Origin of the sequence: Novipirellula rosea, assembly GCF_039541335.1 — a bacterium.
GTDB classification, from domain to species: domain Bacteria; phylum Planctomycetota; class Planctomycetia; order Pirellulales; family Pirellulaceae; genus Novipirellula; species Novipirellula rosea.
The window spans coordinates 1-5,959 of sequence record NZ_BAABGA010000083.1 but is presented as its reverse complement, the minus strand read 5'-3'; the positions used below and the strand labels follow the sequence as shown (position 1 = coordinate 5,959).

The window sequence follows — 5,959 nt, the reverse complement described above, 5'->3', positions numbered from 1 at the left end:
GGAGTCCAAGTGAACACACCCGTCGCTGGGTTGATGACCGCTCCAGCAGGAACACTGCCGGAGGTACCATTAGCCAAACTGAACGTCAGGTTCTGAACCGGCATGTCAATGTCTGTTGCAATCGCGGTGAACGCTAGGGTGGCACCTTCGTCGATACTTTGAGCACCGATCGCTGCCAAGACAGGTGCGTCGTTGACGCCTTCAACCTTGAACGTAATGTTGCCGACATCGCTGAGTGTTCCATCGGTCACACCGAACTTGATGTTCACAACAGCGACTTGCCCGTTGGCCAATCCCTTAAACAAAGGCGAACTGAGTACCGAGCTCGGATCCAGTTCCAAGGCACCGGAGGTGCTGTTGTAACTGACCGCCAAAGGCTCGTCGGCATGACGAACTCCGCCGATCGTGATCGTCACGTTGGCGGTATCAGGAGCGGCACCGTTTTGACCGATTCCGAAGTCGAAGTTAGCCGCCCCGAGAACCGTCGCATCATCGGTCGCCAGAGCAGCGAAGGGTAGATCCGTTCCGAGCGTCAAGTTGATCGCACCGTTGGCCGGTTCGGCGTCTTCCAAAGGACCGCTGAGATCCAGGTCGTTGGCGATTGGAGCATCGTTGACCGGATTGACGGTAACGGTCACCAAGCCGGTGTCACTGCCACCGCGACCGTCAACAACGGTGTAGGTGAACGTGTCGATGCCGTTGAAGTTGGCCGCTGGCGTGTAGGTGTAAGTACCGTCGGCACCCAGCACCACGCTGCCATTTGTCGGGGCGGTTGCCAGAGCGTAGACCAACATATCCGTCGTGTCGACGTCACTGTCGTTGGTGCTGACATCGCCGCTGACGGGAGTGTCTTCGGCAGTGCTGGCGACATCATCCACAGCGATCGGTGCGTCGTTAACACCTTCAACTTTGAACGTGATGTTGCCGACATCGCTGAGTGTTCCATCGGTCACACCGAACTTGATGTTCACAACAGCGACTTGCCCGTTGGCCAATCCTTTGAACAAAGGCGAACTGAGTGCCGAGCTCGGATCCAGTTCCAAGGCACCGGAAGTGCTGTTGTAGCTGACCGCCAAAGGCTCGTCGGCGTGCCGAACTCCGTCGATCGTGATCGTCACGTTGGCAGTGTCAGGAGCGGCACCGTTTTGACCGATTCCGAAGTCGAAGTTAGCCGCCCCGAGAACCGTCGCATCATCGGTCGCCAGAGCAGCGAAGGGTAGATCCGTTCCGAGCGTCAAGTTGATCGCACCGTTGGCCGGTTCGGCGTCTTCGAGCGGACCGCTGAGATCCAGGTCGTTGGCGACTGGAGCATCGTTGACCGGATTGACCGTTAGGGTCACCAATCCAATGTCGGTGCCGCCGCCAGCATCGCGTACTTGGTACGTGAAGCTGTCGGTACCGTTCCAGTTCTCGTTCGGCGTGTAGGTGAACGTGCCATTGGCGTTGAGCTGGACGGTGCCGTTGGCGGGTCCGTTAACGACGCTGGCGGTCAAGTTAGCGTTCAGCGTTTCGACGTCGCTATCGTTGGTCAACACGTTGCCCATGATCGGTGTGTCTTCATCGACCGCCGTAGGCGAATCATCCACCGCCACGGGAGCATCATTGACCGAGACGACGTTGATGTTCACCGTGCCGGTAACCGGGGTTGTCCCGTCCGTCGTGGTGTAATCAAAGCTGACCGGGCCGTAGTAGTTTGCCGCTGGCGTGAAGACCATCAGACCGTTGGCATTGACCGTCAACGAACCCAGCGTGGTGGCTCCGTCGGTGACAGGAATCGCCGAACCGAAGTCCGTGATGGGTACGCCACCATCAATCGTGACGCTAGCCACTGTTAGTGAATCAAATTCAGGGTCGCTGTCGTTGGCCAAGACGTTGAAGGTCACCGCAGTGTCCTCGTTCGTCGTCATGAAATCGTCGTGGATAATCGGCGGATCATTCGTCGGATTGACCGCGATGAAGACCAGACCGTAGCCGGTGGCTCCCTTATCGTCCGTCACGCTAATGATCAACGTATAGTTGTTCTGAATGTCCGCGTCGATCGCCGAGGAATTAGCGACGGTGACGTCGCCGGCATTGCTGATTGCAAACGCGGCGTTCGGCCCGAACCCGTTTCCACCGACAATCGTGTAAGTAAACACCGAGCTATCTGGATCGATCGTTTCAGCAAACGTGTCTGAGCCACTCAGGATTTGGCCAATATTGCCGACCAAAGCACCGTTGGCAGCATTCTCAGCCACATTAAACGAAGCTGGTACAAGCGTCGGTGCATCGTTGGTACCAAGGACCGTAACCGTGACCGTTGCTGTCGATGTCAGGTTGCCGTCGCTGATGGTATACGTGACCGTGGTCGTCGCCATCGCACCATCAGCTAAATAGTCGAAGCTGGTGCCGGGATCGAAGGCCAAGTTGCCGTTACTGAAGATTCGGAAGGTACCACCGTTAGTTCCGGGGATCGCTGCACCTACGTTCAAGTTTTCACTTCCAACACTGGTTGCTCCATTGCTGACTTCGGTGACCGTCAGCGTTCCACCATTGGGATCACTGTCCGCGATTCCCGAGGGGGCAGGATTGGCCAATAGCACGTTCGCACCACTAATCAGCGAATTCTCGAACGTCGTAAACGCGTCATCGCGTGCTGTGGGTGCCGCATTGACTACTTGGATCGTGAACGTCTTCGTGGTGAATAGTCCCGATTCATCGGTAGCCCGAATCGTAATTTTGTACGAACCGCCGGAAGCTTCGAAATCGATCAGCGAAGCATTTGCGACCAGGATACGACCATCGAGCAAGGAATTCAGATTGTTGTTGACGATCTTGAAGCGGCCACCAGCATCATCGTCCAGACTGTAGGTGATGTCGGTTCCATTGCGACTGTCCGAGTCAGCCTGCAATCCGACGTAGTCATTGTTGGCAACCGTACCCTCATTGACACTACCGTTAAAAACGAAACTGCCGCCGGAACTGTTGCTCGTCGGATCAATGTCTTCAATTTCTGTCGGAGGCAAACCGTCCAGCGATTCGATGTCGTCATACGTGATGTCTTTGAATGCCCCCGCGAAGGTGTAGGTGCCACTTTCGGGAGTTAGCGATCCAGAGGTGATGATCGCTCCAACGGCGTCGACATCAACCAACAATGCATCCATGTCGTTTTCGTCGTCGCCGACGTTTGCGTCTCCCCGCACAGCGAACGTCGTTGTCGTACTTGGCTCGACGATAAAAATATCATCGCCCGTTCCTCCGGTAAGCGTCGTTCCAGAACCAGCAACTAGGTCGCCACGGATTTCCGCTAATCCCGGCGAACCATCTTGGCCAACCGTGATCAAGATTTCGTCGGCTCCCGCATCCAGATCTCCGCCGCCCGCCACGACGACGTTGCCATCGGCGGTCAGGGCGATGTCGAATCCAGCAGCGATCGCTTGTAGATCCCCGACTGATCCGACCGAGATGTCTCCACCCGAAGTGACGTCGATACCCGCTGCGGTGCTTTCTACCACCGCATTGAGAGCAATGTCCGAGTTACCGGTTTGAATATTCAGGTCGCCCGAGGAGCTGATCGCAGCACCGACCACCACATCGCCCGATTGGGAACCAAGCGAGAGCGTTCCATCGGTGATCGTAATCGAATTGCTAACGGTCAGTAATCGGTTGCCGACGTTGCCGACGGTTCCCAACAGAAGGTTGTGGGTGGTAATCGTCACTGCATCGTCGATCAAGAAGGAACCGCCGGAGTTGATAATGGCAAGCTGTTTGCCGTCACCTGCCTGGGCGGCAACCTGGCTGGCAATCAATTGCCCATCGCCCGTAGCGAAACCACCGACTTCATTGATCTGCACATTGCCGCCGCTAGCCGGTACCGAGGCGGATAGCGATCCGGTCGGTGAGGTTAGATTTACATCTACCGCGGACTGGACATTCCCGGCGACGACATCGGCCAATGTCAGATCCGTATTGCTACCGATAAAGGTGGCTGCTTCCAGCGTGACGCTCGCACCTTGCAACCGCGTGTTTTCAACTCCGTCGTCAACGATCGCCCCCGCGGTCGACGTTACCGATACCATGTTGACCGCCAGCACATCGCTAACCGTCAAATTGTCTTCGGCTCTCAGCGTGATGCTGTCAGCCAGTGGCCCGGTCAGTCCACCCACATTCGCCGTGGCGGCAATCGTGATTCCGCCGCCGTCCGGTGTGGAATTTGTGGCCATCGGATCATTCGCATCGGCATCAATCGTGATCTCGCCGTTGGACTTGACATCATTGTTGATCACAATGTCGGCGCCATCGGCGGTCGTGTTAAGCGCGATATCGCCTACCCCGGCACCGCCGGTGCTTTGGATGCCAACGACGCCATCGACAGTGTCCACCGTAATCGTGGAGTCGCTGGTCAAGTAAACCCCACCACTGATGGTGTTTACCGCGGCGATAATCTGATCTGGATCGGGTGTTACGGAGTCGTTGATGTCCACACCCAGCAGGTTGCCGAGACTACCAACGCCAGTCTTGGCCACGAGAGCCAACTTGTTGGCCGTGATGGTTTGGTTGGATTGATCCTTGATGGATGCACCGGTAACCAATTTCACAACCGGAGCCATCGCAAAGGCAAAAGCAATCGACTGGGTCACCGTGATATCGCCGGACGCATTCGCTGGCGAAGCGTCATCGCGACCAATGACCAGCTTGCTGGTCGTAATCCGATTGATCTCGGCTTGATCCAGAGCCAATGTGTCGGTGCCGTCACCGGTCGTACCCAGTTCGATCGTTTGTCCGTCATTTGAGGTTTCGATCGTCACCACGCCCGTCGTCGCATTACTCGAAACGGTGCCCTGGATGTCGATCTTGTCGGTCGTGATCGTGACATCTTCACCGCTGGACGCGACGGCCTTGCTTGACGCAATCGTTAGCTTGGCATCCTCCCCGTCGAGGCTGACGGTTGCATCACCAGTCGCGGTGACGCTTTCGTTCACGTTGACATCGTTCTCGCCCGCCGTCGCACCGGTATTCCCAGCTGTCAACGTCACGGTTCCAGCTGAAGCCACAACACCTACGACCGAATCCACGGTGCCTACACTGAAGCCATCTACATCAACGAAGGTGATGTTACCGACTGCGGCATTGATCGCCAGCAGATTCACATCATTGGCACCATCGAGCGTGACACTACCGCCAGCGTTGACGGCCAAGTCACGCACAGCGATGGAGCCACCTGTTGTGGTCACATCTCCATCGGTCACCAAGCTCACAATCGCCAGTTCGGCGGAGTCAAACAGGACAGCGGCACTAAGATCGATCCCCGCCGACTGAGTCACCGTACCAATTCGCAAGACTGCGGTAGACGACGTTCTGAACGTCGCCAGCTCGGCGGAGCTCAGACCGAGTCGGTCTGGAGCACCCAGGACAAGTGTCGAATCTGTTCCCAGATCAATCGGCTGGGCATCCGTCTTCGTTTGAACATCCGTATCCGCATCACCGGAGTTGATCGTGGCTGTAGTCAGCAACGTCATGTCATCGGCGATCAAAGTGATCGTACTGGTCACAGTTCCGTCAGTTGCCAGCGACCCGGTCGTCGTCAACGTATCTCCACAGACGTATATCGTGCCCGCCGTCGTCACATCATCAATTTGAATTTCCGCACCTGTGATGCTCAGTGAAGCAAGATCATCCAGAGCACCAGCGCCAGCATCATTAAGAAGCGACACATCTCCAGTTCCCGCTTCGATTTGCAAGGCAAACGTGCCACCAATTGTGGAACCAAACGTCACGTCGCCAACGCCGGTTCCGGTGTTTAGCGAAACGTCATCGGTCAGTGTGACGGCAGTCGCGAAGCTGATGTCGTCGTTGATCGTGGTGATGTCACCACCGGTTGAGACCAGGCCCGTACCGTTCTGCGTGAACGCACCGTCCAGAACGAAGTTCGCACCCGAAGCAATCGTTGTTAGGCCACTGTTAGTGATCTCAACCGTGC

The 5,959-nt window shown here is 56.5% G+C and carries 1 protein-coding gene; it reads right to left on the bottom strand.

The annotated features are described in order from the left end of the window. A partial coding sequence (locus tag ABD971_RS28240) for a tandem-95 repeat protein (RefSeq protein ID WP_345327093.1) occupies nt 1-5,959 on the bottom strand: 5,959 nt, incomplete at both ends.